The sequence below is a fragment of the Bradyrhizobium sp. CSS354 genome (genome assembly GCF_029051725.1).
GTDB lineage: Bacteria > Pseudomonadota > Alphaproteobacteria > Rhizobiales > Xanthobacteraceae > Bradyrhizobium.
The window spans coordinates 447,486-471,940 of record NZ_JAACFU010000004.1; the positions used below are offsets into that span (position 1 = coordinate 447,486).

Sequence of the window (24,455 nt, forward strand, 5' to 3'; positions counted from 1 at the left end):
AGGAATTGGTTCGATTGGGGTTTCCGTGGGGCGTCGCCGCGGCGGCAGCAAGGCCCGCAATATGTCGTCGGCCCGCGACGAAGCCCTTAATCCTGAGCGGACGAACCCTGCCCGAAGATGCGGCGAAGCAGGTCTGTCACGTTCTTGGCACCGGCCTTCCTCAGAATGCCGGCGCGATAGCCCTCGACCGTCCGTGCGCTCAGATGCATGCGCCGGGCGATCTCCTTGTTGGTCAGGCCGGCGGCGAGATGCTCGAGCACGTCGCCTTCACGCGCGCTCAGGGGTTCGCAGCCCGGCAACCAGCGCTGCCGGTTGGAGCCGGGCTGCGCGAACTCGTCGATGGCGGCACCGATCCGGTCGACGATGTCGCGGGTGCGGAACGGCTTCTCGATGAAGTCGGCCGCACCGCTCCTGATGGCGTCGACCGCCATGGCGATGCTGCCGTTTGCCGCGGTCACCAGCACCGGCGCCATGCAGTTTTCCTCGCGCAGGCGCTTGAGCACGTCGAGACCGGAGCGATCGGGCGGCATCTCCAGCAGCACGCAGGCCGGCATCCGCGCCTTGGCTTCCGAGAGCAGAGATGCGCCGTCGGCGAAGCAGATCACGTTGTATGCGCTCTGTTGAAGCGCGGTGGAAAGTTGTTCGCGGGAGGCGGCATCGGTGTCGATGACGAATACCTCACCCTTGGAAAGCATGTTCCCCGGCATAATTCCGATCCAGCAATGTCTTTGGTCAAATGGTCCGAGACGGCAGCGGGGCCTCATCGCGCCGCGCCGTCATATGCACGGCATTCGCGCCCGTGCTTCGGTTTCACTTATGTATGTTCCACCTGGTTCTCGGATTTGACGGATCGGGACATAAACTTTACATTTCGGGACATCTGCGGGAATGGCTGGCAGGAACGGGTCGCATGACCGACCTCATTCGTAGCGCAGGCTTGAGCTATTACCCGGAGGTCGCCCGGTCGGTCGGGCTCGACCCCAAACAAATGATGCGCAAGGTCAGGCTGCCGCTAGCCTGCCTCGACAAGCCCGACACGCCCATTGCCGTCACCGGCCTGCGACGTCTGCTCGAATTGTCGGCAGAGGCGTCCGGAGCCGAAGATTTCGGCTTGCGCCTTTCCGAGCGCGGCGGGCTGACCAATTTCGGAGCGGTCGGCTTGATCGTGCGTGAACAGGCGACGGTTGGTGAAGCCATCGAAGCCTTCTCGCGCTTCATCCCGATCCATCACGACGGCATGAAGCTGGACGTCACCCGCGACAAGCAAACCGTAACCGTCACGCTGCACCTGCGCGGCCGGCAGCCGACCGCGCCACGCCAATCGATCGACATGGCGCTCGGCAGCGTCCACCGCATCATCCAGTCGCTGTTCGGCAGCGATTGGCGGCCGCAGGAAGTGCACCTGCATTATCCACCGCCGCACGACCGCAAGCGCTACCGCGAGTTCTACGGCTGTCGTGTGACCTTCAACGCGGAGGACGATTCGATCCTGTTGTCGGCACACGACATGGAGCGCCGGATCCCGAGCGCGCATCCGCTGATCGCGATCTATCTACGGAAGCGGATCGAGGCGATCGAGACGCGGCCGGCAAGCTGGGAGGAGAAGGTCGACGAGGTCGTGCGTCTCCTGCTCGCCGGCGGCGACTGCACGGTCGAGCGCGTCGCCGAGCACCTCGGCTGCACCCGCCGCACCATCCACCGCCACCTCGCCGAAGCCGGCACCAGCTTCTCGGCCATTCTCGACGCCCAGCGCGCCGATCTCGTGGTCCAGCTGATCCACGACCCCGGCCGGCCGCTGGCCGACATCGCCGTGCAGCTCGGCTTCTCCGCACAGAGCGCCATGGCCCGCTGGTTCCGCGGCCGCTTCGGCTGCACCATCACCGCATGGCGCAAAGGCGTCCGGCCACCGGAATCATCGAGCGTGGCGACCGCGGCTTGAATTCAGCGTGCCGGGACGGGCACGCCCATGATGGCGAGTGCGCGGCGACGGCTGCCGGCGAGCAGCGGGCCGAACGCGATGGCAAAGCCGAGGAACGCAACGATCCAGCCGCAGGCGGCAAGGTGCAGCAATGCATCGCTGTGCGCAGGCCAAGCCACCGCCGCGACCCGCGCCAGCGCCGCGACGATGATCGCGGCATAGATGGCTTGTGTCGCCGGCGAAGCCGTCAGCGCCTGTCCGGTATGGCCGAGACTCGCACGGGTCATCACCGCGAGCGTCATGGTCCCGGCCGCGCCCGCCATCCAGGCGTGGATGCCCGCACTCGGCGGCAACGCGCCGAAGACGGCAAAAGCATGCAGGAGGAAGCCAAGCGGCACGAAGACATAGCCGACATGGAGGATCAGGAGCAGCCGCTCGCGGAAGGTGCGGTCACCGGCCCAGCGCGCAAGCCGCACCAGATGGAGCCCGCCGACCAAGGCCATCGCCGCCCCGGTGACCGTACTCAACGGCGCGACAATCCATGAGACGAGCGCCAGCGCGCTGCAGCCGATCACCACACCGTCAAAGCGCCCGAACGGCACCGGGAGACGGCCAGGGTTGAATTTGACCAGCCAGTTGCGGGTGAAGCTCGGGATGATGCGGCCGCCGATCAGCGAGATCATCAAAACGACCACGCCGATGCCGACGCGGATGCCGAGATCGGCCGCACCCGCATAATGCGCTTCGAGATGGAAGGCGACATTGCCGGCGAGCAGCACCAGTACCAGCACCACCACGGGAAGATTGCGCCAGTTGCCGCCGGCGATGATTTCACGGGTTGCTGCAGCGACGACCAGCGTCAGGAAGGCTGCATCGACGGCAAGCGCAAACGCCCAGCCGATATCGGCGGACACCGTCACCGCGACCCGGCCGGCGAGCCAGACCGCCAGCAGCGCGCCCAAGGACGTCCCCTGGATCGGCAGCCGCCCGGTCCAGTTCGGAATCGCCGTGAACAGGAATCCCGTGATCACCGCCGGCAGGAACCCGTAGAGCATCTCATGGACGTGCCAGTCGCGCGGTGCGAAAGCGGAGCTCACCGACAATTCGCCGTAGAACATCCGCAGCCAGGCCAGGATCGAAAGCCCTGCCTGGATGGCGGCGAGCAGGAAAAAGGGCCGAAAGCTGTTCGCAAACAGCGGCCAGCCCTCAAAGTTACGGGATCGGGCGCCAGCCATGGGTCAACTCCAGTCGATTCAAATCGTCGCCTGGAAAAATACTGCCGTCCGGCCGGCTCGTTTTTGAGCTATCGCAAACACCCTGACGATTGCAGGTGTCATCACACTTTCAGCGCCAAGGAGGCAGGATGGCCAAGGTCGACACATCGCTGGTTGCGCATTTGCCGCTGTTTGGGGGTGTCAAACCGGAGGACCTCGATGAGATCCTGCGCGAAGCCCGCTCGGCGCGCTATCCCAAGAACAGCGCCATTTTCGAGCAGGGCGCGGACGCGCAATCCTTCTTCCTGCTGCTGCACGGCCATGTTCGCGCGGCCAAGACCACACCGACCGGCGAGCAGATCGTGGTCCGCTATGTCGCGCCGGGCGAAACGTTCGGTCTCGCGATGGCGATCGGGGCCGCGCGCTATCCGGCCACGGCGATCGCGGTCGACGACAGCGTCGCCCTGATCTGGCCGACCTCGGCCTGGCCGCGACTGGTCGAGCGATTTCCCTCGCTCGCCGCCAACACGCTCCAGACTGTCGGCACGCGGCTCCAGGAGAGCCACACCCGAATCCTGGAAATGTCGACCCAGCAGGTCGAGCAGCGCGTCGCGCATGCGCTGCTGCGCCTCGCCAAACAATCCGGCAAGAAGCTCGACCGCGGCATCGAGATCGACTTCCCGATCAGCCGCCAGGACATCGCGCAGATGACCGGCACCACGCTGCACACCGTGAGCCGGATCCTGAGCGGCTGGGAACAGCAGGGGCTGGTCGAAAGCGGCCGTCAGCGCATTATCCTGCGCGATCCGCATGGGATCGTCGTGCTGGCGGAGCGAAGCCCGGACAGCGGCGCGGCTTAAGGCCAGGGGTGAGGGTCGCGTCCGCTTACGGCGAAAGCGCCCCTCACCCGGGAATCCGCGCGCGGCCCGCGCGAAGTCCAGACCGGTTCACGCCGGCACGCGGTCGCACAGCGCGGCGAGGAATTTGTCGCGATCGATGCCATGCTCGCGGCAGGCGTCATCGACCGTGTGAAAGGTTGCGATCGGACAGCCCACGCAGGCCATCCTGAAGGCGAGAAACACGCGGATCGTGTGCGGCGCCGTGCGCATGATGTCATCGACCAGATCGTCGGATCCAAAAGGCATGGACACCACCTCCGTTCCGAAACCACGATAGCGGAGCGGGCGGCGGTTTCTTTGTTGGAGCGCAAGCTGGTTGTCATTCCCGGGCGCGCGAAGCGCGAGCCCGGAATCCATCGGGCAGCAGACCAAGAGGTGAAATGGATTCCGGGCTCGCGCCAAGTGGCGCGCCCCGGAATGACGGGACTACACCGCCCGGCTATGCAACTGCTTCGCGGGATCGAGATGCGCGTCGAATGCGGCCGCGACGCTGCGCACGAGAAAGCGCGAGTCCTTGGCGACTGCGATGCGGTCGCCATCCAGTCTCACGACGCCGTCCGAAATCAGCGGCTTCAGACGCGATGCCGACTTCAGCATTGCCCCGGCCTCTGCGCCATGACGCGCGCAGATGTCGCCGAGATCGGCGCTGAACTCGCACATGATGCGTTCGATGATGTCGGCGCGCAGCCGGTCGTCGTCGGTGAGCCCATAGCCTTTCGCGGTGGCCAAATGACCCGCGGCAATGCTCTGCGCATAGGCGCCGATCTGCACCTCGTTCTGGACATAGCCCTGCGGCAAATGTCCGATCGCGCTCGCGCCGAAGCCGAGCAGAACTTCGCCCTTGTCGGTGGTGTAGCCCTGAAAATTGCGCCGCAGCGTGCGTTGCTCGAAGGCCACGGCCATGGCATCGTTGGGCCGCGCGAAATGATCAAGCCCGATCTGCACGTAACCGGCCTCCTTCAACGCATTGGCGATCGCGCAGGCCTGGTCGTGGCGCGCAAGGCCGTCGGGCAGCACCGCCTCGTTGATCATGCGCTGGTGCTTCTTGAAAGCAGGCACATGCGCGTAGCCGAACACCGAGAAGCGGTCGGGCCCAAGCTCGAGCGAACGTCGCACCGTAGCCAGGCATGAGGCAACGGTCTGGTGCGGCAGTCCGTAGATCAGATCGAAATTGATCCCGTTGATGCCGGCACGCTGGAGCATGTCGACCACGGAAGCCGTCTGCTCAAAACTCTGCACCCGGTTGATCGCGCGCTGCACGACAGGGTCGAAGCTCTGCACGCCCAGGCTCGTGCGATTGACGCCGGAGAGCCGCATGGCCTCGACCATGTCGGCGGTCAGCGTGCGAGGATCGATCTCGACTGCAATCTCGGCCGACGGGGCCACGAAGAACGATTGGCGCATCGCCGCCATCAACTCGGCAAAAGCCTCCGGCGCCATGATCGTTGGCGTGCCGCCGCCGAAATGGATGTGCTCGACCTTGATGCGCCGGCCGATGGTCTCGGACACCTGCGCGATCTCGCTGCGCAGCGTACGCAGATAGGCCGCGATGAGACCGTCTCGACGAACGATCTGGGTATGGCAGCCGCAATACCAGCACATCTCGCGGCAGAACGGCACGTGCAGATAAAGCGACGCGCTGGCCGACGACGGGAGCTCCGCCAGCCACCGGGCGTAGGCACCCGCGCCGATCGCCGGCGAGAAATGCGGTGCGGTCGGGTAGCTCGTGTAGCGCGGCAGTCGTTCCTCGCCGTAACTCACCGCAAGATCGGCCCTCATATCCTACCCATTCGTAAATCAATGCTGCGCAGCGGGGCGCATCCCGGATGGCACCAAATTACCCGTTTTCGGGTGCGAAACCTTGCGCTCGCTCAAAGTCCGAGCACGGGATCGGAGCCATGGTGACATTTGATGATTGCCCTCTGGAGACAGGTTATGGCGTCGTTCGCGCTCGATCTCGTTCTGTGGCTCACCGGCGTTCGCGGCCATATCCCGCGCTTCGACGATTTTCGTCCCGTCCCCTCTACGCCCACCATTGGCGCCGGCCACGTGGTCCGCGTGATGATCATCACGGCCGCCGTCTTCGCCGCGCTGTCGCTCGCGGTTTGGGGCACGGTCTGGATTGCGATCCAGCTGCTCTAGTCGACAACAATCCATTCACAATAAACGCAACTGAACATGCGAGCGATTTGCGGCCGATGCGGCTGACGTCGGGCGCCATCGCGTCTTTCGTATCGCCGGTGCGATCTTCAACAAACTGCCTAAGCATTTTACCGGAGGCGAATTCGGCAAAAGCTTGTCGCAGCACAAACACACTTGCCGCGATCGGCGCACACTGCATTCCGTCATCAAGACCATTTCAGATGAAGGATGCTTCCAATGTTCACCCGCCGAGCCGCATTGATCAGCGCCGCCGCAACCGCCCTGATGCTGGCGACCCCCGCCTTGGCTGCCGACGATCTCAAACTGCCGCGCCAGAAGGTCGAGCTGGTCGCTCCGCCCTTCGTGCATGCGCACGAGCAAGCGACCAAGCAGGGCCCCAAGATCGTGGAGTTCACGCTCACGATCGAGGAGAAGAAGGTCGTCATCGACGAGAAGGGCACCACATTCCAGGCGATGACCTTCAACGGCTCGATGCCGGGTCCGATGATGGTCGTGCACGAGGGCGACTACGTCGAAACGACGCTGGTCAATCCCGCAACCAACTCCATGCCGCACAACATCGACTTCCATTCCGCGACCGGTGCGCTCGGCGGCGGCGCGCTCACGCTGGTCAATCCCGGCGAGCAGGTCGTCTTGCGCTGGAAGGCGACCAAGACCGGCGTGTTCGTCTACCATTGCGCACCGGGCGGTCCGATGATCCCCTGGCACGTCGTCTCCGGAATGAACGGCGCCGTGATGGTGCTGCCCCGCGACGGACTGAACGACGGCAAGGGTCACGCGCTGAAATACGACAAGGTCTACTATGTCGGCGAGCAGGACATGTACGTGCCGCGCGACGACAAGGGCAATTTCAAGTCCTATGAATCGCCCGGCGAAGCCTTCACCGACACCGAAGAGGTGATGAGGAAGCTGATCCCCTCCCATGTCGTGTTCAACGGCAAGGTCGGCGCGCTCACCGGCAAGAACGCGCTCACCGCCAATGTCGGCGAGAACGTGCTGATCGTGCATTCGCAGGCCAATCGCGACAGCCGTCCGCATCTGATCGGCGGCCATGGCGACTATGTCTGGGAGACCGGCAAGTTCTCCAACGCGCCGGAGACCGGGCTCGAGACCTGGTTCATCCGCGGCGGCTCGGCGGGAGCTGCGCTGTACAAGTTCATGCAGCCCGGCATCTACGCCTATGTCACGCACAATCTGATCGAGGCCGCCGACCTCGGCGCCACCGCGCACTTCAAGGTCGAAGGCAGATGGAACGACGATCTGATGATGCAGGTGAAGGCCCCTGCCGATATCCCGGCCCCCAACACCAACTAGACGCGACGAGGGGCGGGTGATGACCGGCCCCTTTTTCCTTGGGGAACGACCATGCTGATCGCATTCAAGCTGAAACTGTTCCTCGCCTGCGCCGCCGGGCTCGCAGGGCCGATCGCGGTAGCGCCGCTGGTGTCGGACATCGGGCCTGGCGGCACCGTGACGGAGCCCGCCATCGTCAGGGTCGCACCAGGCAGCCTGTCCTATCGCGAGGCCGGCGATTTCACCCGTGGCGGGCAGCAGGCGGAAGCGCCGCTGAGCGCGATGCGCTTCGAGAGGCCGCTGCACATCATGCGGCATCAGGTCTCGTCATCCGACTACCAGATTTGCGTGCAGGAGGGAGCTTGTCGCGCGCTTGATCGCGACGTGGCAATCGCCTCCGATCGACCCGCGGTGCAGGTGAGCTGGCACGATGCCGAGGCTTATGCCGGTTGGCTCTCGCGCAAGTCCGGTCACAGTTACCGCCTGCCGAGCGACGCGGAATGGGCTTTTGCGGCCGGCTCAAGATTCAAGGATGACGGCCTTCCGGTGGACGCAGCAGATCCATCGAAGCGCTGGATCGGCCGCTACGAGCGTGAATCCGAGCGCGACCTCTTCGACACGACGGCCCATCAGTTCGGCAGGTTCGGTTCGAACGAGCACGGCATCGAGGATCTCGCCGGCAATGTCTGGGAGTGGACCTCGACCTGCTTCGTGCGCTCGCGGATCGACGAGGCCGGCAATGCCGGCCGCCCCACCGTGAATTGCGGCGTGCGTGTCGCCGAGGGTGCGCACCGCGCCTATGTCACCGATTTCATCCGCGACGCCCGCGCCGGCGGCTGCGCGCAAGGCGTCCCGCCCGCCAATCTCGGCTTCCGCCTGGTTCGCGAGGAAACGTCGTGGGTCGCCAGCGTGTCGGCGCGGTGGAGCAAGACGTGGGCAGCGAGGTCGTGAGGGATCGTAGCGTCATGGCCTTCGCCAGCACGACACCGGGAATTCACATCGCCCGCGCGAACATGCGAAAGCCCGGCGCACCGATGATCGCCTCGAAGGCCGGATCGCGCTTCTCCTCGGCAAGGACGAAGCCGGCCTTGGAATAAGCGCGCTCGGCCGGCTCGTTGCCGATCAGGAACGATATCGTCGCCCGGGTAAATCCAGCTGCCCGCCCCTTCTCCAGCGCATGCGCGATCAGTGACTGCACCAGGCCGCGGCCGCGATAGGCGGGATCGGTCGCGACATGCTCGATCATCCAATCGCCCTCGCCGCCCTGAACCCAGCAGGCGCGCGTGTAGCCGCCACGTTGACGAATGGCCTCCAGCTCTGCCGCGGCGAGCCCGGACGCGGCTGCGACTTCCTCGATCGCACGCCAAGCCGCTGGTCCCGTGCCGGCCGCCGGTAGCGCACACAAGGCGGCAGCAGGCTTGCCATCGATCTCGGCGACCAGAAATTGCGAGACGTGCCACATCGACACCGCTCGGGCGGCTGCGACGCGCGCGATGAATTCGCGGCACTGTGTTTCAGGCCAGCCGAGCGCAACGTCGAACCAGCCGCGCTGCCGGTAGCCGCGCTGCGATGACAGGATGGTTTGTGCGATGAAATCAGCGTCTTCGGGACGCGCAGACCGTATCGTCATGCGCGCCCCTTTTGCGAAAACCTTACGTATTCTTCAGCGCGACGCGGAATTCGGCTTCGGTCTTGGCCTTGACCTCGTCGAGCGAGACGCCGTCGGCGAGCTCGATCAGCGCCATGCCGCCGCTGCCGTGCTTGTCGATGGTGAAGACGGCCAAGTCAGTCACGACCATGTCGACCACGCGCTCGCCGGTCAGCGGCAAATTGCACTGCTTCAGGAGCTTTGGACCGTCCTTGGCCGAATGCTCCATCACCACGACCACGCGCTTGACGCCGGCGACGAGATCCATCGCGCCGCCCATGCCCTTGACCATCTTGCCGGGGATCATCCAGTTGGCGAGATCGCCGTTCTGGGCCACCTGCATGGCGCCGAGGATCGACAGATCCATGTGGCCGCCACGGATCATGCCGAAGGAATCCGCGCTAGAGAAATACGAGGTCGACGGCAGCTCGCTCACGGTCTGCTTGCCGGCGTTGATGAGATCGGCGTCCTCTTCACCCTCGTACGGGAACGGGCCCATGCCGAGCATGCCGTTCTCGCTCTGAAGGCTGACGTCCATGCCGTCCGGGATGTAGTTCGAGACCAGCGTCGGGATGCCGATGCCGAGATTGACGTAATAGCCGTCACGCAGTTCCTTCGCGGCGCGCGCAGCCATCTGTTCACGGGTCCAGGCCATGTGGTTCTCCTGATACGCTTAAGCGGCGGTGCGCGGGCGGGTGTTGCGGAATTCGATGCGCTTCTTGGCCGTTCCGACCTCGACGATGCGCTTTACGAAAAGACCGGGCGTGTGAATGTGGTCGGGATCGAGTTCGCCGGCCGGAACAAGATGCTCGACCTCGGCCACCGTGACCTTGGCGGCGGTCGCCATCATCGGGTTAAAATTGCGCGCGGTCTTGCGGTAGATGAGGTTGCCGGCGGTGTCGCCCTTCCAGGCGTGGACGATGGCGAGGTCGGCGAACAGGCCGCGCTCCATCAGGTATTTCTGTCCGTCGAATTCCTTCACTTCCTTGCCTTCGGCGATCAGCGTGCCGACGCCGGTCTTGGTGTAGAAGGCCGGAATGCCGGCGCCGCCCGCGCGGATGCGCTCGGCCAGCGTGCCCTGCGGATTGAATTCGAGTTCCAGCTCGCCGGCGAGGAATTGCTGGGCGAACAGCTTGTTCTCGCCGACATAGGACGAGATCATCTTCTTGATCTGGCGGGTTTCGAGCAGGCGGCTGAGGCCGATGCCGTCGACACCGGCATTGTTTGAGACCACCGTCAGGTCCTTGACGCCGGAGTCGCGGATCGCGTCCGACAGCGTCTCGGCGATGCCGCAGAGGCCGAAGCCGCCCGACATGATCATCATGCCGTCTTTCAGAACGCCCTCGAGAGCCGACTTGGCGTCGGGATAGACCTTGTTCATGCAAAAAACCTCGACTGAACCTTCGGCTTGCAGGCGTCGCGCCTTATTGGCGGCGATTATTAGGCGAAATCGTCCAAAGCCGTCAATGATACGGGGTTCTCCGCTCCGCCGCTGGGTGATAGAAGCGGCCCAAGCCGTGGGCGCAACCGTTCCCGCGGCCTTGAAAGCGACAAGAAAACCCATCAAGTTTCGGTACTTAACACAATAGGGCTTGGGCGTGGGGCGCGCAGGTTTCCCGGCCCCCCTTCTGGCTCCAGCGACCAACTCGATCAGGATATGCCATTGACCATGGCCCAAGGAATGAAGCGCCTCGGGACGCCGATCGCGGCGCTGCTCGGCGTGGCGCTGATCGCCCTGATCGCGACCTCATGGCTCATCAACCGCGACGCGCTGCGCAAGGCCGTGGAAACGCAGATCCGCGACGTCACCGGGCTCGAGGTCAATGTCGCAGGCGCGATCGACATTTCGGTGCTGCCGGCAAGCTACATCTCCTTCCATGACGTCGGCCTGAAGGGCGGCGGCACCAGCGACCCCGCGCTCCGTGTCGACGTGCTTACCGCGAACCTGCGGCTGCTGCCGCTGCTGCTGCAGCGGTTCGAGATCGCCGACCTGACGCTGTTGCGGCCGCGCATCCATGTCAGCCTGAAGCCGGACGGCGAAAGCAACTGGACGCCGTTCATCCAGACCATCGCGCGCACCATGAAGCCCGGCGCCGAGAATCAGGTGTCGTTCTCCGAGATCCGGATCCAGGACGGCGTGCTCAATTACGAGGACGCTGCCACGCACGGCACCGAGAAGTTCGAGGACATCGACCTGTCGCTGGCCTGGCCCTCGATCTCGCGCTCCTTCGCCGCGACCGGACAGTTCGACTGGCGCGGCGAACGGGTCGACGGTTCGATCAGCTTTTCCGATTTCGTCGCCGCGCTCTCCGGCGAGCGCTCGGGGTTGAAGGCGCGGATCGCGAGCGCGCCGCTCAAGCTCGCCTTCGACGGCAACGTCGCCAACCGCACCAGCCCGATGATGGAGGGCACGCTCACGATCGACAGCCCGTCCTTGCGCAACGCGCTGCGCTGGACCGGACAGCCGCAGCCCGCCAGCGGCGGCTTCGGCCGCTTCGCGCTGAGGGCGCGGGCCAATGTCGTCGGCGCCTCGATCGCGCTCACCAACGTCAATGTCGAGCTCGACGGCAACACCGCCGAGGGCGTGATGACCTACGCCAATAACGGCCGGCAGACGCTGCAGGCGACGCTCGCAGCCGACGCGCTCGACTTCACACCCTACATCTCGACCTTCCGCCTGCTCGCGAGCGGCGCGCGCGACTGGAACAGGCAGCTGTTCGACCTCAACGCCCTGTCGACCACCGACCTCGACATGCGCCTGTCGGCAGCCAAGCTGACGGTCGGGGCGTCGAAACTCGGCCGCACCGCCATCGGCGCGAATCTGCGCAACGGCACGCTGGCGCTCTCGGTCGGCGAGGCCCAGGTCTATGGCGGCATCGCCAAGGGCTCGTTCGGCATCGCGCGCTCCGACACCGTCGCCGACATCAAGGCGCAATTCCAGTTCACCGATGTCGACCTTCAGGCCTGCGCCTCCGAGCTGTTCGGTATCAACAAGCTGTCCGGCCGCGGCAACATCAACGTCTCGCTCCTCGCATCCGGCTCGAGCCCGTTCGGCCTCGTGCAGTCGCTCGACGGCAGCGCCACCGTGACCGGGCATGACGGCGCGATCTCGGGCTTCAATGCCGAGCAGCTCCTGAAGCGGCTCGAGCGGCGGCCGCTGTCCGGCGGCGGCAATTTCCGCAACGGCTCCACCCCTTACGACAATCTCACCATCGCGGTGAAGTTCTCCGATGGCGTCGCCACCGCCGAGGACATCCGCGTCGAAGGACCGGCGGCGAAGATCACGATGACCGGCACCGCCTCGGTGCCGACGCGCGAATACGACATGAAGGGCGTGGCCAGCCTCAACAGCGCGTCGGGGTTCGAATTGCCCTTCGTGGTGCAGGGCCCCTGGGACGACCCCCTCGTCTTCCCCGATCCGGAAAGCCTGATCCGCCGCTCGCCGGCCTCTGCGCCCCTGCTCGACATGCTGAAAGACCGCAAGCCGGGCGACGCGGTGCGCTCCGCGATCGAGCGCATCACCGGCACCGGAAAACGTCCCGCACCTGCCGAATCGCCGACGGCGCAGAACGCCAAGGAAGGCGCGAAGTCCAATTGAGGACGGCGATCAAGCGGCACCGGCCGATCGTGCGAATTGATCAGGGCGAATTGATGCAGCCTTTAGATCGATGCGCACATTAAGCATCTCCACAGGGCGATCCCCCACGACCTATGTCTGACAACAAGCCGCTAGATCGTATCACGGCCATGCGCTAGTGTTTTATACGACCGGTTAAAAACACCGGCCGTTTGAGGGAGAAAAACGTGAAATCCAAGGTTATTGGCGCAGTATCACTGGCGGTCGCTGCGGCCGGGCTGTTCGCAGCCGCTGCACCCGCATTTGCGCAGCAGAAGACGATTACGGTCTGGTGGGGCAAAGGCTTCTACCGCTCCGAAGACGACGCGCTGATCGAGACGATCAAGAAGTTCGAAGCCAAGACTGGAATCAAGGTCGAATTGTCGCAGTACGCGATCCAGGACATGATTCCGAAGACGGTCGCCGCGCTCGATGCCGGCACCGTGCCCGATGTCGCCTATTCCGATTCCTATGACGTGCAGGCGCAGGGCAAGTGGGCCTATGAGGGCAAGCTCGAGGACCTCTCGGAAGTCATGGAGCCGATCAAGGGCCGGTTCGTGCAGAACACGCTGGACGCCTCGATCCTTTATAACGACGTCACCAAGAAGAAGGCCTATTACGGCTTCCCGCTGAAGCAGCAGAGCATGCATGTCGAGATCTGGAACGACATGCTGGAGAAGGCCGGCTTCAAGCTCGCCGACATCCCGACCGACTGGGAAGGCTACTGGACGTTCTGGTGCGACAAGGTGCAACCGGGAATCCGCAAAGCCACCGGCCAGCGCATCTACGGCGTCGGCCAGCCGATGGGCGTGGAATCCACCGATGCCTTCCAGTCGTTCTACACCTTCATGGACGCCTACCACGTCAAGCTGGTCGACGACGACGGCAAGCTCACCGTCGACGATCCGAAGGTCCGCGAGAACCTGATCAAGGCGCTGAAGGACTACACCGACACCTATATCAAAGGCTGCACGCCGCCGTCCTCCACGACCTGGAAGGATCCGGACAACAACGTCGCCTTCCACAACAAGACAATCGTGATGACCCACAACTTCACGATCTCGATCGCGGCGAAATGGTTCGAGGATTCCCAGAACCAGGCACTCACGCAAGAGCAGCGCGACGCCGGCAAGAAGGCCTATGAACAGGACATCGTCACGGCGTCCTTCCCCAAGGCGCCGGACGGTTCGACCATCCGCTACCGCTCCGACGTCAAGACCGGGCTGGTCTTCACCGCGGCCAAGAACAAGGCTGAGGCCAAGCAGTTCATCAGCTTCCTGCTCCAGGAAGAGAACGTCCGGCCCTACATCGAGGGTGCGCTCGGCCGCTGGTTCCCGGTCACCAAGGCGAGCCAGGAAAGCCCGTTCTGGCAGGCCGACAAGCACCGCAAGGCGGTCTACGCCCAGTTCACCGGCGGCACCGCCGCGTTCGACTTCACCAAGAACTGGAAGTTCACGATTCTCAACAACGAGAACGTGTGGGCCAAGGCGATGAACCGGGTGGTCAGCGAGAAGGTTCCAGTCGACAAGGCCGTCGACGAACTGATCGCCCGCATCAAGCAGGTCGCGGGTTAAGTCATCATCCCCTCGCCCCGCCCTGCGGGTGAAGGTATAAGAACAGTACCGGCCGCGTTTCGCGGCCGGCAACTCTTTGAAGAGTCCAAAAAGAATGGCGATTACGCTCTCTGGTGATCAGTCGATCCCCGCACCGCCCTTGTCGTCGCGGCTGACCCCGGCGCAAATCTGGGGCATCGTGCTGCTCGCACCCTATTTGCTCGTTTTCCTCGCCTTCGTCGTCTACCCCGTCTGTTACGGGTTATGGCTGGCGCGGGCTCCGTCGAATTATGTCGCGCTCTATCACGACCCGATCTTTGCGCGCGCCGCCGTCAACACGCTGATCTTCCTGGTCATCGGCATCAACATCAAGATGCTGATCGCGCTGTTCCTGTCCGGCTTCTTCGCGCAGCAGCGCACCTGGATCAAATGGCTCTCGGTGGTCTTTATCCTGCCCTGGGCAGTGCCATCGATCCCGACCATCCTGTCGGTGCGGTTCATGTTCAACCCCGAATGGGGCATGGTCAACCACTTCATCTTCTCCTTGACGGGCGATGACGGTCCGAACTGGCTGAACGACCCAACGGTGGCGCTGACCATGGCGATCGGCGTCCACATCTGGAAGTCGCTGCCGTTCTGGACGCTGATTCTGATGACCGGACGGCTTGCGATCGCGCACGACCTGTTCGAGGCCGCAGAGGTCGACGGCGCGAGCTGGTGGCAGAAATTCCGTTACATCACCTGGCCGTCGCTGCAGACGCTCTACATCACCTGCACGCTGCTCTCGATGATCTGGACGCTCGGCGACTTCAACAGCGTCTATCTGCTCACCGGCGGCGGCCCGGCCGACCTCACGCACGTGTTGTCGACGCTCGGCATCCGCTATCTCCGGCTCGACCAGCTCTCGCTCGCGATGGCCTCCATCGTCTGCGCGATACCGTTCGTCCTGCCGCTGATGTACTTCATGATGAAACGGTTGTCGCGATGAAGCTTCCCTCTCTCCGTGACGTCGCGACCGAGGCGCGGCTGCTCCTGATCGGCATTCCCGTCCTGCTCTGGACGATGATACCGATCTATCACATGTTCCTGTTCGCGATCTCGCCGAAGGAGGACGCGTTCTCGGGCAAGCTGTGGCCGGATCATCCGACGCTGCACAACTTCGAAATCGTGTTCAAGCAGCAGCATTATTTCCTGCGCGACTTCTATGTGCAGTTCTGGAATTCGCTGGTGATCGCGGCGGCCGTCGGCGTGCTGACGCTGGTCATCGCGACCGCGGCGGCGTTCTCGATCTCGCGGCTGCGCGTGCCCGGCGGGCGCATCGTGATGAACCTCGCGCTGTTCACCTATTTCATCCCGGCGGCGTTCCTCGCGGTGCCGATGTATCGCACCATGGGCAATTACGGCCTGCTCAACAATCATTGGTCTCTGATCCTGGCCATGGTGACGATCGCCAGCCCTTATGCGATCTGGGTGCTCAAGCAGGCATCCGACAAGCTGCCGGTCGAGCTCGACGAGGCCGCCGTGATGGACGGCGCGACGACCCTCCAGATCTTCCGTCTGGTCTATTTGCCGCTGATGATGCCCTCGCTGGTCGCGATCGGCACCTATGCGGTGCTGCTGGCCTGGAACGAATACCTCTACGCGTTCCTGCTGCTCTCGAACGACCGCGAGATCACACTGCCCGTCGCGCTCGGCAACTTCCTCGCCGCCGACGACTCGCCGTGGGAGCTGCTGATGACGACCGGCTTCATCTACGCGCTACCGCCGGCGGCGATCTACTACGCTTTCCGCCGCTACATGGTGGGCGGGCTCACGGCAGGTGCGGTGAAGTCCTGACGCAACAGGACGGATCGGGTCGCCACAAGCAAGGCGCTTGAGCAGCCCAGCGGACAATTGCAAGTTGTTCGCGTCTGCTCTAACTTGCGTCCCGCAAAGCCGGCGGGGCGCTCATGCGCAGCAACGATGCACTCCATCTTGGCCTGATGCTCGGGGCGCTCGCGGCGTCCTATCTGGTGCCGTTCGAGCTGTTGCTGCTGGCCTATGTTGTGCTCGGCCCGGCGCATTATTTCACCGAGATCTCATGGCTGCACGATCGCAGCTACTATCTGCCTCACCGCGGGATTGCCGCTGTCCTGGCGGTTGTCGCCGTGGTCGCGGCCCTGATCGACAATGCGTCATGGTTCGGCTTTGCGATGTGGGGCGCGCTGATCGTCTGCGCCATGCTGGCGGCGACCACCTCGGCGATCGAGAGCATGCTGCTGTTCATGGCGGCAATCGCGCTGTCCGCCATCATGTATTCGAGCGGGTCGTCACTCGCGGTCATCGGCATCCTGATTCCGACCCTGATCCACGTCTGCCTGTTCACGCTGATTTTCATGGTGCTCGGTGCCTACCGATCCGGCAGCCGCGTGCAGGCCGCGCTGGTGGCTGTCTACCTCGTCGCGATCGCCACGATCCTGCTGCTGCCGCCGACGGCCGAAATCCGGATCACGAGCTTTGCCCGCGTCGGACAGGATTATTTCGGCAATGTCGGCCCGGCGCTCGGCCGGCTGTTCGGCATGCCAGGACTCGTCCTCGACGTCAGGCTGACCAGCCTGCTCGCCTTCATCTACACCTATCACTATCTCAACTGGTTCATCAAAGCCGACGTGATCCGCTGGACCGCTGTGCCAAAGGAGCGGCTGGTGGCGATGGCCGGCGCCAGCGCCGTCTCGACCGCGCTGTACTTCTACGATTACGCCTTCGGCTTCACCTTCCTGCTGGCGCTGAGCCTGATCCACATCCTGCTCGAATTTCCGCTCGACAGCCTTGCGCTGCGGCAGCTTGGAGCTGCGGCTCAGGACGCGTCTCGCGCATGGTTCACCGGACGAACGGCTACAGCGGCGCCGCGCTCTCGCCCTGCGAGCTCGACAATTTCGAGGCGAGCGAGGCGATCACGATGACGACCGCGATCAAGGCGATCACCAGCGTGCAGATCGCGTTGATCTCGGGCTTCACTCCCAGCCGCACCTCCGAATAGATCCGGATCGGCAGCGTCGCCGAGCCCGGGCCGGTGGTGAAGCTCGCGATCACGAGATCGTCCAGCGACAGCGTAAAGGCGAGCATCCAGCCCGCGACGATCGCGGGCGCGATCAGCGGCAGCGTGACGGCGACGAACGCTCGCATGGGATCGCAGCCTAGATCCATCGCGGCCTCTTCCAATGAACGGTCGAGCGAACCGAGGCGGGACTGCACGACGACGGCGACGAAGCACATCGTCAGCGTGGTGTGGGCGATCGTCACCGTCCAGAAGCCCCGCTCGGCATTAAGGGCCACGAACAGCAGCAGCAGCGACAATCCGGTAATCACCTCCGGCATGACCAGCGGCGCGTAGAGCATGCCGGAGAACAGGGTGCGGCCGCGGAACCGCTCGCCGCGCGACAGCGCCACGGCGGCGAGCGTGCCGATCAGGGTCGCAATTGTCGCCGACGAGACCGCGACACGCAGGCTCATCCAGGCCGCCTCGATCATGGCGCGGTCATTGAAGAACTCGTGATACCAGCGCAGCGACCAGCCGCCCCACACCGTCACCAGCCGCGAGGCGTTGAAGGAATAGATGACGAGGATCAAGATCGGCAGATAGAGGAAGGCCAGACCCAGCGCGAGCGAGGCGACGTTGAAGCGGGACAGGCGGGAGACCTTGCGCATCGTCTCACCGACCCTGTTCCAGCTGACGCTTTTGCAGCCGTTCATACAGCAGTAGCGGCACCAGCAGCACCACCAACAGCACGATGGCCGCGGCCGAGGCGACCGGCCAGTCCTTGTTAGTAAAGAATTCGAGCCACAGCGTCTGGCCGATCATCAGGGAATTGGAGCCGGCCAGGAGATCCGGAATGACGAACTCGCCGACGATGGGGATGAAGCACAGCAACACGCCGGCGCCGACGCCGGGCAGCGACAGCGGGAAGGTAACGAGCCAGAACACCTGCCAGCGCGGCGCGCCGAGATCGGAGGCCGCCTCCTCCAGCACCGGCTCCATTTTCGCGAGCGTAGCGTAGAGCGGCAGGATCATGAACGGCAGATAGGAATAAACGATGCCGATATACATCGCGCTGTCGGTCGAGAGCCACACCACCGGCTGGCTGACCAGATGCAGCGCCAGCAGGATCTGGTTGAGCAGGCCGTCGTGCTGGAGGATGTTGATCCAGGCATAGATGCGGATCAGGAACGAGGTCCAGAACGGCACGATCACCAGCACCATCGCCACGGCCTGCCAGCGCGCCGGCAGCCGCGCCATGCCGTAGGCGATGGGATAACCGATCAGGAGCAACAGCGCGGTCGCGGTGACGGCGACGATGAGGCTGCGCACATAGGCGAACACGTAGATGTCGTCGGAGGCGAGCAGCTTGAAATTGTCGATCGACAGCGCGGCAAAGGCGGCCTTCAGCGCCCCCCATCCCGCCATCAGGTCGAACACCGGCTCGTAAGGCGGCTGCGCGATCGCCGTCTGCGACAGGCTGATCTTCAGCACGAAGCCGAACGGCACCAGGAAGAACAGCACCATCCAGACATAGGGCGCGATCGCGGCAAGGCGAGCCGGTCGCGCAAAAATGCGGCGCGCGCTCATGACGGCAGCACCACGCAGTCGTCGGGCGTGAACCAGGCGACGACAGGCTGGTTCAGGCTGTAGGCATCGACGTCGAGGCGCGCGCTGTTGGCGACCGAAGCCTGCAGCATCCCGCCGGCGTCGAGCTTCACCTTGTAAGTGGTGGTGCCGCCGAGATAACAGATGTCGGCGATCACGCCGTCCAGCTGGTTGATCGCCGTTCCATGACCGGCTTCCCTCACCGGACCACGGCGCGACAGCTTGACCTTCTCGGGGCGGATCGCAACCGATAATCTGACCTCACCGAACGGCTCGCGCGGCTCCGCCACCACTAGCGGTCCCGCATCGCGCGTGCCGATGACCAGACGATGACCGTCGCGCAATTTGGACTCGGCGTCGAACAGGTTGACGTCGCCGACAAACTCCGCGATCCAGCGCGAGCGTGGCGCCTCGTAGAGTCCGCGGGGGCTCGCGACCTGCGCGAGCTTGCCGTCCCTCATCACGCCGATCCGGCTCGCCATCGTCATCGCCTCTTCCTGGTCGTGGGTGACGATGATGAAGGTCATGCCGAGCCGGCGCTGCAGCTCCATCAGCTCGCCTTGGGTGCTTTCGCGCAACTTCTTGTCCAGCGCTGCAAGCGGCTCATCGAGCAGAAGGAGCTGCGGGCGTCGCGCCAGTGCGCGCGCCAACGCCACGCGCTGGCGCTGACCGCCGGAGAGCTGGTCGGGCTTGCGCTTCTCGAGCCCGTCGAGCTTCACCAGCGCGACCATCTCCGCCACACGCGTGGCGATGTCGGCGCGTGCCATGCCGGCGCGCTTCAGGCCGAAGGCGATGTTGTCGCGCACCGACAGGTGCGGAAACAGCGCGTAGTTCTGGAACATCATGTTGATCGGCCGCTCATGCGGCAGCGCCTGCGCGATGTCCTTGCCGCCGAGCAGGATGCGCCCTTGATCCGGCGCCTCGAAACCGGCGAGCATGCGCAGCAGCGTGGTCTTGCCGCAGCCGCTCGGCCCGAGCAGTGCAAAGAACTCGCCGGCCTTGATGTCGAGCGACACGCCATCCACGGCACGGAACGTCCCGAACGTCTTGGCGACGCCGTCGATACGCAGCAGCGGCTCGCCGGCCGCGAACTGCCTCTCTCCGACCGCCTCCGCAATGGCGTCTGTTCCGGGCAACTCGTCAGTCATGGTCCCTGCCAACCCCGATCCCGCCGCACGCTAGCGGCCGATCGTTCCTCACTCAACCGGTTAGAGGCGGTTCGTTCACATCGGATTCGCCATGAACGCAGCCAGCACATCGCATTCCTCCGCCGACATCGTCAGGCCGAGCTTGGAGCGGCGCCACAGGATGTCCTCGGGAAAACGCGCCCATTCGTGGGTCATGAGATAGCGCACCTCCGCGCCGGTCAGTTCGGGGCCGAAGGCCGGCCCAAGTTCTTCGCGGGTCTTCGCTTCGCCCAGCAGGGCCGGCAAGCGCGAGCCATAGGCCGCGACGAAGCGTTGGGCCTGCGTTTCCGAGAGAAAGCGCCAGCGATCACGCGCAAGATCGACCTCGGTGTCGAAACGATCCCAGGCAAAATCTCCGCCCGGCAGCGCCGCGCCAGCCGTCCAGGGCGGCGACATCGGATAGAACGGCGTCAACTTCGCCACCGCGCGCTCCGCCCGCAGGCGCGAGGTGGTGACGTCACCGCCGAACATCGTGATCAGCGGCGCCTTGCGCCGCCGCGCGTGGACCAACGTCGTGCCGTCACGCCCGCGCGCGGACGCCAGCGTCAGGTTGACGCCGGAGACCGCGCGCACCACGTCGGTCGGCGCGACGCGCTCGCGGAAATAGCGACTGGCCGCTTCGCAGAGATAGTTGACGTCCGCTCCCGGCATCGCGACGATCGCGGGATCGCCGGTGAAATCGTGCGTGACTGTGCCGATCAGCGTGAAATCGCGCTCGACAGGGCTCGCGAAAATCAACCGGCCATCGCTGTTCTGGAAGACGTAGACGTTATCGGAATCAAAGAGCCGCGGGACGATGATCTGGCTCATCTGCATCGCCGCCATGGCGGGTTGCGGCTGCCGCAGCACGGTCTCGGCGACCATCGACGTCCAGCCGCCGGTGGCGTTGGCCAGTGCCCGGGCCGTGATCGTGCGGCGATGGCCGCGGTCGACCGCCGCGAGCCGCCATGTGTCGGTCCGATCGGCACGCACACAGCGCGCTCCAGTCCGAATCACGGCGCCGCGCTCGGCCGCATCAAGTGCCGTGAGCACCACCAGTCGGGAATCGTCGACGACGCAGTCCGAATATTCGAAGGCGGTGCCGAACGGTCGTTTCAGCGCGTTGCCGACCGGATGATGCGTGATGTCGAGGGTCGCCGTTGCAGGCAGGCCGCTCCGGCTGGTGAGGCTGTCGTAGAGGAATAGGCCAACGCGCAGCAGCCATGGTGGGCGCTCGTCGGAATGCGCCGGGATCACGAAGCGCATCGGCCGAACCAGATGCGGTGCGATCCGGAGCCAGGTCCGGCGTTCGGCGAGCGCCCGGCGCACCCGTCCGAAGCCGCGCCGTTCCAGGACCGAGAGATCGCCGTGGATCAGCCGCGGTGTTGCCGAGGACGCCGCGCCGCCCAGATCGCCCTGCTCCAACAGGATGACCCGCAGGCCGCGGCCGGCGGCATCGCGCGCGAGGCTGACACCGTTCAGGCCGCCGCCGATGATCGCAAGGTCGTAATCCGCCATGAAGCCGTCGAATGGGAGCGAAAGAAGCGCCCATCCTCACTAGCCGGTCTTGAGCGCAAGCTCCATGACTTCGGCGCGACCGACGAGGCCGGCATATTTCCCGATCGGCAGGGGCTTGCCGAGCAGATAGCCCTGCACGCCGTCACATCCTTCCGCGGCGAGGAAGGCGAGTTGTTCGAGCGTCTCGACGCCCTCGGCAACGATCGACATGTCCAGGCCATGGCCGAGATCGATCACCGCGCGTACGATCGCCGCCGATTGCGGGTTGCGGCCGAGATTAATGATGAAGGCGCGGTCGATCTTGATCTTGTCGAACGGGAACGCCTGGAGATAGCTCAGCGAGGAATAACCGCTGCCGAAATCGTCCATGGAAATGCGCACGCCGAGCGCCTTGAGCCGGCGCAACAGCGCAAGACCGCGATCAAAGTCCTCGATCAGCACGCCCTCGGTGATCTCGAGTTCCAGCCGGCCGGGTGCGAGACCCGTCTCGATCAGGATGGAATGGACGAGCCCGACCACGTCGCCGTGCATGAACTGCGCCGGCGACAGGTTGACCGCGATCTGAAGCGGCGTCGGCCAGGACGCGGCCTCGCGGCATGCCTCGCGCAGGATCCACTCGCCCATCTCGACGATCAGGCCGCTTTCCTCTGCGATCGGAATGAATTCGGCCGGGGAGACCTGGCCGCGCACCGGATGCTGCCAGCGTGCCAGCGCCTCGAAGCCGATGATCTCGCTCTCCGCGACGCTATTGCCGGCGGCTCCCTGCGGCTGGAAGGCGAGCGAGAGCTCGCCATTCTTGATCGCCATCGAGAGGTCCTGGTGCAGCACGCGGCGATCGCGAATCTGCTGGTCCATCTCCGGCTGGAACAGGCTGATCGTGCCGCGCGATTTCTGCTTGGCGCGGAACAGCGCCGCGCCGGCATTGGCGAGCAGCGAGGCGGCGTCGGCGCCGTTGTGCGGGAAGATCGACATGCCGGTGGTGACACCGGCGCGGACCGGGCGGCCGTCGATCTGGAATTCCTCGGCGATGGCTTTACCGATCTGCTGCGCCAGGGCGAGACCTGCGTCCGGCTGTTTGCCGTCGATGATCAGGCCGAACTCGTCTCCGGACAGGCGCGCCACCACGCCGCCGCGCGCGGAATCCTGGAGCCGCTGGGCCACCTCGACCAGGAGCTTGTCGCCGTGCGCATGACCGAAGACGTCGTTGACCTCCTTGAGGCCGTCGAGATCGACGCACAGAACCGCGAACTCTTCGCCGGTGCCCTCGCAGGCCTCGATCATCTGGGTCAAAGCCTGCAGGAAAGCGGCACGGTTCGGCAAATCTGTCAGGCCGTCGTGATAGGCCATGTGCGCCATGCGCGACTCGGTCTGCCGGCGATCGGTGACGTCCTCGTGGGTCTTGATCAGATATTGCGGCTCGCCGGTGTCGCTCAGCACGGTGGCACGGCGGGTGAGGAACAGCCGCAGCCCGTTCTTTGTGGAGATCGGGTGCTCTTCGGTGATCATCCCACGCTTCTTGATCGCGGCTTCGTCGCGCGCGATGATCAGCTTGGCTTCCTTGGGATTGAAGATGTCGGACGCGGTCAGGCCCGTGGCTTCCTCGCGCCTGCGGTTGAGGATCGTCTCCGCGCTGCGGTTGGCGAGCAGATAGCGGCCGTCCTTGACCTGCTCGACGATCAGGGCCACCGGGATGTTGTCGACCACGAGCTCCAGGAACTTCTTCGTGCTCTCCAGCTCCTGCGACAGCGAGCGGCGGTCGGTAATGTCCTCGAACACCACCAGCAGAAATTCAGGCTTGTTGCTCTCGTTGCGAACCACGATCCGGATCGAGGCTACCATGCGCTGGGTCGCGCCGCGCTCGACCTCGAATTCGTTGCGGTACTGGCCGGCGGGCGCGATGAGCGCCGCCCGATCGGTCGCCTCGATGGTGGCCGCCGAATTTGGCCCGAACAGCTCGCGCGCGTTCTTGCCGACAACCTGGTCCCGCGAAAATCCCCAGAAGCGCTCATAGGCGCTATTGGCGAAGATGTAGCGGCCATCATCGATGTTCTTCGCGGCCACGCAGGCCGGCACGTGGTCCAGCAATGTTTCCAGGAACTGCTTGGTGGAGGCGAGCTGCCGGGACAGCCTGCGCTGCTCGCTGACGTCCAGATGCGTCGCCACCGAGCCGCCATTGGGCAGCACGAAATACTTCACCAGGATGGCCCGGCCGTCCGGCAGTTCGGTGATCAGGCCGTTGGTGCTTGCCGCTTTCTCGTAGAACTCCTCGTCGGAGGCGCCGCCGAGCACTCCGCGCTTGCGTCGCAGCTCAAGGATGTCATGGCCGGTCATTCCGGCCCAGATGTCCGACCGCATTAAGCCGTAGATATCGAGATAGCGGTCGTTGCAGAAGATGATGCGCCGTTGCGCATCCGTCATCACCACGCCCTGGTTAAGGTTGTTCATCGCGGATGAGACGAAGGCATTGCGCCGCAGCTGCAGGCGCCTGGTCCGGCGCAGCGAGGAATGGATCCACAGCGCGACCGCGACGAGGAACGAGCAGATCACGACGCCCGCGATCAGGGCTTCCCAGATCACGTCGGGATCGAGGTGGCCGAGATAGCTCGGAGGAGTGAAGCTGTCGGAGAGGGCAAAGGCGCGCGCAGGCGCGGCCGCTGCGACCAGGCACACGACGGCCTGCACCGCAATCGGAAGCGCGCTGCCCGCGTGCCAGTTCTTCTCAGCCATCAGCCACCCGCGATTTCAACGTCGGATTGTCTGGCCTCGCGGGTTTGGATCGGGTAAACGCCTGTACGCGCAACGGAAAAATGTGGCATCAAATACGGCAATTGCCCTGACATGAT

General features: G+C 64.6%; 22 protein-coding genes. 10 read left to right on the forward strand and 12 right to left on the reverse strand.

Annotated elements, in window-relative coordinates; translation table 11 throughout:
• Positions 1–86 precede the first annotated feature (86 nt).
• Positions 87–707: a response regulator transcription factor gene (locus tag GWG67_RS12100; RefSeq protein ID WP_275169555.1), complete on the reverse strand. Its 621-nt coding sequence runs from the start codon at positions 705–707 to the stop codon at positions 87–89.
• A 203-nt stretch (positions 708–910) separates the two neighbouring features.
• Between GWG67_RS12100 and GWG67_RS12105 the strand changes: the two genes are divergently transcribed.
• Positions 911–1,939 carry an AraC family transcriptional regulator gene (locus tag GWG67_RS12105; RefSeq protein WP_275169556.1) on the forward strand — a complete coding sequence of 343 codons (1,029 nt, stop codon included), beginning with the start codon at positions 911–913 and terminating at the stop codon, positions 1,937–1,939.
• 2 nt (positions 1,940–1,941) lie between these two features.
• Here the strand turns inward: GWG67_RS12105 and GWG67_RS12110 are convergent, their stop codons facing one another.
• The gene (locus GWG67_RS12110; protein WP_275169557.1) at positions 1,942–3,153 is read right to left on the reverse strand and encodes an NnrS family protein; all 1,212 of its coding nucleotides are present in this window, start codon (positions 3,151–3,153) and stop codon (positions 1,942–1,944) included.
• 128 nt (positions 3,154–3,281) lie between these two features.
• On the opposite strand from GWG67_RS12110, the gene GWG67_RS12115 reads away from it, so the two are divergent.
• Positions 3,282–3,992, forward strand: a complete 711-nt coding sequence (locus tag GWG67_RS12115; protein ID WP_275169558.1) for a Crp/Fnr family transcriptional regulator — start codon at positions 3,282–3,284, stop codon at positions 3,990–3,992.
• A gap of 87 nt (positions 3,993–4,079) precedes the next feature.
• On the opposite strand, the gene GWG67_RS12120 is transcribed toward GWG67_RS12115, so the two are convergent.
• Both GWG67_RS12120 and hemN read right to left on the reverse strand, forming a co-directional pair.
• Positions 4,080–4,277 (reverse strand): DUF1858 domain-containing protein, encoded by a 198-nt coding sequence (locus GWG67_RS12120; protein ID WP_007596228.1) that lies wholly within the window; start codon positions 4,275–4,277, stop codon positions 4,080–4,082.
• Positions 4,278–4,457: 180 nt separating this feature from the next.
• The gene (gene hemN, locus GWG67_RS12125; protein WP_275169559.1) at positions 4,458–5,810 is read right to left on the reverse strand and encodes an oxygen-independent coproporphyrinogen III oxidase; all 1,353 of its coding nucleotides are present in this window, start codon (positions 5,808–5,810) and stop codon (positions 4,458–4,460) included.
• Between the two features lie 156 nt (positions 5,811–5,966).
• Here hemN and GWG67_RS12130 point away from each other — a divergent pair, with 156 nt between their 5' ends.
• The 3 genes from GWG67_RS12130 (at position 5,967) to GWG67_RS12140 (ending at position 8,438) form a co-directional block, all read left to right on the forward strand.
• The gene (locus GWG67_RS12130; protein ID WP_275169560.1) at positions 5,967–6,173 is read left to right on the forward strand and encodes a hypothetical protein; all 207 of its coding nucleotides are present in this window, start codon (positions 5,967–5,969) and stop codon (positions 6,171–6,173) included.
• A 237-nt stretch (positions 6,174–6,410) separates the two neighbouring features.
• Positions 6,411–7,508, forward strand: coding sequence for a copper-containing nitrite reductase (gene nirK / locus GWG67_RS12135; RefSeq protein ID WP_275169561.1), 1,098 nt, complete (start codon positions 6,411–6,413; stop codon positions 7,506–7,508).
• Between the two features lie 51 nt (positions 7,509–7,559).
• Positions 7,560–8,438 (forward strand): SUMF1/EgtB/PvdO family nonheme iron enzyme, encoded by an 879-nt coding sequence (locus GWG67_RS12140; protein WP_275169562.1) that lies wholly within the window; start codon positions 7,560–7,562, stop codon positions 8,436–8,438.
• Positions 8,439–8,481: 43 nt separating this feature from the next.
• Here GWG67_RS12140 and GWG67_RS12145 read toward each other — a convergent pair whose 3' ends face one another.
• From GWG67_RS12145 to GWG67_RS12155, 3 genes are read right to left on the reverse strand one after another with little or no spacing between them, the layout of a single operon-like run.
• A complete protein-coding gene (locus GWG67_RS12145) occupies positions 8,482–9,117 on the reverse strand; it encodes a GNAT family N-acetyltransferase (RefSeq protein WP_275169563.1) in 636 nt (211 codons plus the stop codon).
• Between the two features lie 22 nt (positions 9,118–9,139).
• On the reverse strand, positions 9,140–9,790 hold the full coding sequence (locus GWG67_RS12150; protein WP_007596236.1) for a CoA transferase subunit B: 651 nt from the start codon (positions 9,788–9,790) through the stop codon (positions 9,140–9,142).
• 18 nt (positions 9,791–9,808) lie between these two features.
• Positions 9,809–10,516 carry a CoA transferase subunit A gene (locus GWG67_RS12155; RefSeq protein ID WP_007596238.1) on the reverse strand — a complete coding sequence of 236 codons (708 nt, stop codon included), beginning with the start codon at positions 10,514–10,516 and terminating at the stop codon, positions 9,809–9,811.
• Between the two features lie 288 nt (positions 10,517–10,804).
• Here GWG67_RS12155 and GWG67_RS12160 point away from each other — a divergent pair, with 288 nt between their 5' ends.
• The 5 genes from GWG67_RS12160 (at position 10,805) to GWG67_RS12180 (ending at position 17,246) form a co-directional block, all read left to right on the forward strand.
• A complete protein-coding gene (locus GWG67_RS12160; RefSeq protein WP_275169702.1) occupies positions 10,805–12,733 on the forward strand; it encodes an AsmA family protein in 1,929 nt (642 codons plus the stop codon).
• Between the two features lie 206 nt (positions 12,734–12,939).
• Positions 12,940–14,325 (forward strand): ABC transporter substrate-binding protein, encoded by a 1,386-nt coding sequence (locus GWG67_RS12165; protein WP_275169564.1) that lies wholly within the window; start codon positions 12,940–12,942, stop codon positions 14,323–14,325.
• A gap of 94 nt (positions 14,326–14,419) precedes the next feature.
• A complete protein-coding gene (locus GWG67_RS12170; protein ID WP_275169565.1) occupies positions 14,420–15,292 on the forward strand; it encodes a carbohydrate ABC transporter permease in 873 nt (290 codons plus the stop codon).
• On the forward strand, positions 15,289–16,140 hold the full coding sequence (locus GWG67_RS12175; protein ID WP_007596245.1) for a carbohydrate ABC transporter permease: 852 nt from the start codon (positions 15,289–15,291) through the stop codon (positions 16,138–16,140). Before GWG67_RS12170 ends, GWG67_RS12175 begins: the two co-directional genes overlap by 4 nt.
• Positions 16,141–16,253: 113 nt before the next feature.
• A complete protein-coding gene (locus tag GWG67_RS12180) occupies positions 16,254–17,246 on the forward strand; it encodes a hypothetical protein (RefSeq protein ID WP_275169566.1) in 993 nt (330 codons plus the stop codon).
• Here the strand turns inward: GWG67_RS12180 and GWG67_RS12185 are convergent.
• The 5 genes from GWG67_RS12185 to GWG67_RS12205 form a co-directional block, all read right to left on the reverse strand.
• On the reverse strand, positions 17,179–17,991 hold the full coding sequence (locus GWG67_RS12185) for an ABC transporter permease (protein WP_275169567.1): 813 nt from the start codon (positions 17,989–17,991) through the stop codon (positions 17,179–17,181). The two genes, GWG67_RS12180 and GWG67_RS12185, sit on opposite strands and share 68 nt — an antisense overlap.
• A 4-nt stretch (positions 17,992–17,995) precedes the next feature.
• Positions 17,996–18,910, reverse strand: coding sequence for an ABC transporter permease (locus tag GWG67_RS12190; protein WP_275169568.1), 915 nt, complete (start codon positions 18,908–18,910; stop codon positions 17,996–17,998).
• Positions 18,907–20,076: an ABC transporter ATP-binding protein gene (locus GWG67_RS12195; RefSeq protein WP_275169569.1), complete on the reverse strand. Its 1,170-nt coding sequence runs from the start codon at positions 20,074–20,076 to the stop codon at positions 18,907–18,909. Before GWG67_RS12195 ends, GWG67_RS12190 begins: the two co-directional genes overlap by 4 nt.
• A 75-nt stretch (positions 20,077–20,151) precedes the next feature.
• Positions 20,152–21,612 carry a glycerol-3-phosphate dehydrogenase gene (locus GWG67_RS12200; RefSeq protein WP_275169570.1) on the reverse strand — a complete coding sequence of 487 codons (1,461 nt, stop codon included), beginning with the start codon at positions 21,610–21,612 and terminating at the stop codon, positions 20,152–20,154.
• Between the two features lie 39 nt (positions 21,613–21,651).
• Positions 21,652–24,339 carry an EAL domain-containing protein gene (locus GWG67_RS12205; protein ID WP_275169571.1) on the reverse strand — a complete coding sequence of 896 codons (2,688 nt, stop codon included), beginning with the start codon at positions 24,337–24,339 and terminating at the stop codon, positions 21,652–21,654.
• Positions 24,340–24,455: the final 116 nt, after the last annotated feature.